The organism is Wolbachia endosymbiont of Glossina morsitans morsitans, assembly GCF_000689175.1.
In the GTDB taxonomy this organism is placed as follows: domain Bacteria; phylum Pseudomonadota; class Alphaproteobacteria; order Rickettsiales; family Anaplasmataceae; genus Wolbachia; species Wolbachia pipientis.
Genome location: NZ_AWUH01000067.1, coordinates 1 through 2882, shown reverse-complemented (window position 1 = coordinate 2882; position 2882 = coordinate 1). Strand labels below are relative to the sequence as shown.

General features: G+C 32.9%; 3 protein-coding genes. 1 reads left to right on the top strand and 2 read right to left on the bottom strand.

Annotated elements, in window-relative coordinates:
• Nucleotides 1-1344 (bottom strand): membrane protein insertase YidC (yidC, locus tag WGMM_RS01625; RefSeq protein WP_038249099.1); only part of this gene is annotated, 1344 nt, incomplete at its 3' end.
• Between the two features lie 134 nt (nucleotides 1345-1478).
• Between yidC and WGMM_RS01620 the strand changes: the two genes are divergently transcribed.
• Nucleotides 1479-1994 (top strand): TIGR02281 family clan AA aspartic protease, encoded by a 516-nt coding sequence (locus tag WGMM_RS01620; RefSeq protein ID WP_038249096.1) that lies wholly within the window; start codon nucleotides 1479-1481, stop codon nucleotides 1992-1994.
• A 6-nt stretch (nucleotides 1995-2000) separates the two neighbouring features.
• Here the strand turns inward: WGMM_RS01620 and secF are convergent, their stop codons facing one another.
• The gene (secF, locus tag WGMM_RS01615; protein ID WP_038249102.1) at nucleotides 2001-2876 is read right to left on the bottom strand and encodes a protein translocase subunit SecF; all 876 of its coding nucleotides are present in this window, start codon (nucleotides 2874-2876) and stop codon (nucleotides 2001-2003) included.
• Nucleotides 2877-2882 lie beyond the last annotated feature (6 nt).

Below are 2882 nucleotides of genomic sequence, written 5' to 3'. Positions count from 1 at the left end.
CATCTCTATAGTAACAAATAATACTTTATATAGAGCAAAAAATACCGGCATTTGTATGAGCATGGGAAAAATGCTCGACATTAGACTTACATTATTTTTCTTGTATAATGCAGTTATTTCCTTACTCTGCTTTAAACTATCACTTTCATACAGCTCCTTTATACGAGCTACTTCAGGATGCAGGCTTTTCATCTTAAGTGTCGAAATATAGAATCTAGTAGATAAGGGAAGCATCAAAAGTTTGATAACTAAAGTCAGCAATAATATTGCTAAGCCAAAATTCTTTAAAACGAAGTTAAAGTACTCAAGCAGTAAAAACACTGGCTTGGTTATAAAATAAAGAACACCAAAATCTACAGCTTTATCAAATAAAGGTATATTGAGAGTATCCTTGTAAGAATCCAGTAAATTCAACTTTTTTGCTCCAGCAAAAAAATAATTCACATTAGAAGTGCTTGCACCAGGAAGTATGCTCTTGTAAGATTTGACAAAATCTACTTGGAATTTATCAGTATTATTAACGTTCGTGTGTTTAATGCTTACATTTATTTTATCGAATTTCTCAGGTATGATGGCTGTAAGCCAATATTTATCAGCAAAACCAAACCAATTTTTTTCACTTGCACTTGCTTTTATTAAATGTTTCTTAGAGACATCCTTATATGTCCACTCCTCTAGTTTATTATCAAATGCACCCAGAACTCCTTCATGGGACATCCAATAAGATTCGTTGATATTGTCACGTTTACGGTTAATTTTACCATAAGGAACCAAAACGAAATTATCTTTTGTGTTATTTTCAACAATCTGCTCAATTTTAAACATGTAGTTATCGTCAAGGCTAATTTTCATTTTAAACACAATGCCATTCTCATTGTCCCAAAATAAAATTACCTCTTTTTGATTGAGTTTATCTGCTTGCCAGACTGTCTTAGAATCTGGAACTTTAATCTTTTTATTCGGATCGAGCCACCCAAATTCTGCGAAATATACATCTTTTGATTCTGCAGGTGACAGTAACACCACTTGTGGAGAAGAAGAACTCGGTTCTAAGTGGTAATTAGTTAAAATTAAGTCATCAAACCTTGCACCTTTCAGAGAAATTGACCCTTTAATCATGTTATTGGTTAAACTAACCCTCTGTTCTCGAGTAGAATTAATAATTTCAGGACGATTTTGGTATATTATAGGAGCAAGGTCATTAAAAGATTCGATATGTTCAATATTTTTAATCAATGGCTGGTTTTGGTTTGTACTAAAAAAATTATCATAAATAATACGCCAAGACACCATGATTAACATGGAAAGGATAGCTGCCAAAATTAAACTTTTTGTTTCTAACATGAAATTAAATCAAACATATCTTCTTAAAGTGTATACTAAATATTGTACTAAAACAATGAAATTTACTTATTTTTAATAATAACTTTTAACGCTGATCTTTAAAATTTATTTTAATAGCTTCAAATTTTAACAATATGAACGCGGTGAAAAATCTAGTTATTTGGTTGCTAATAATAGCCACTACTGCAATGCTTATTGATTCACAAAGGGACAAACTAAGCAACAGATTTCTCAGTACTTTTTTACCATATAAAGGAAGAATTCAAAATAGCGGTCAGAATAGTGGAAGTATTGAATTTACGAAGTCATATGATGGACACTTTTATATTCAGGCTCAAGTCAATGATCGCAATATAACGTTTTTGCTTGATACTGGAGCAACCGATATTGTTCTATCACAAAAAGACGCATTACATGCTGGTATTAACTTACAAAACGTTCAGGATTTTAAAATATATGAAACTGCGAAAGGTCAAATAAAAGCTGGAGTGGTCCAAATACCTCAAGTTAAAATAGGAAATTTTTTGATTAATGATGTACAGGCAAGCGTTAACACTCATTCTATGTCTCATTCACTACTTGGAATGAGCTTTTTAAGGTATTTTCATTTCACTATAAGAGATAATAAGTTGATATTATACCGCGACTAAACACTTCTACAATCTACTTATCAAAGCTCTGTAGGTCAATATAGGAGCAGAAATAAATATTGCAGAACAAGTGCCAATCAAAATACCAAAAAAATAGATCAAGCTGAAGTCTTTCACTGCATCTGTGCAGATTAATGCCAAAGGAAGAGCAGCAAGAAGGGTTGTACCCGAGGTTAATATAGTGCGAAATAATGTAGCGTTGATACTTGCATCTACTATCTCACTCATCCGCCCACTTTTACCACTCTTGCGATACTCTCGAATCCGATCGTATATAATTACTGAGTTATTGATTGAATAACCAATGACAGTGAGGAGAGCTGCAACTGATGAAATATTAAACTCAATGCCAGTTAGGCTAATAAAACCAACAGTTAAAATCACGTCATGAATCAGTGCTGTTATTCCACTGAATCCACATTGCCAGTTAAATCTAAACCAAACGTAAAAAATAATTCCAACAATCGCGATCAACATGGATAACATTCCTTCAAATATTTGTGTTGAGCTTATTTGTGGGCCAACATAGTCTATTTTACGATAGCTTATTGAGCTCCCCAGCTTTTCTTCTAGTATGCTTTTTATCTTTTTGATTTTATTTTCACCTCCTTCATCTTTAAAACGCATGACTAAATTATCACCCGCTTTTGAACTCTGCACTGTAAAACCATTTTCTTTTAATGCATCGAGAATAGAGTGATTCTCATCTGAAGATTTTATCTCTATCAAAATTCCGCCTGCAAAGTCTATGCCTAAGTTCACTCCGCGTAACACAACAATGAGCATTGAAAAGATGATAAGAATAGTACTAACGAGTGCAGTCAAATCCCTATATTTACTAAACTTGATATCGAGGTTATCTGGAATGAGCCTAAGTGCCATGCTATT

Excerpts from the sequence above, each read along its gene's own strand:
- WGMM_RS01620 (WP_038249096.1), top strand. The coding sequence starts at position 1,479 with ATGAACGCGGTGAAAAATCTAGTTATTTGGTTGCTAATAATAGCCACT.
- secF (WP_038249102.1), bottom strand. The coding sequence starts at position 2,876 with ATGGCACTTAGGCTCATTCCAGATAACCTCGATATCAAGTTTAGTAAA.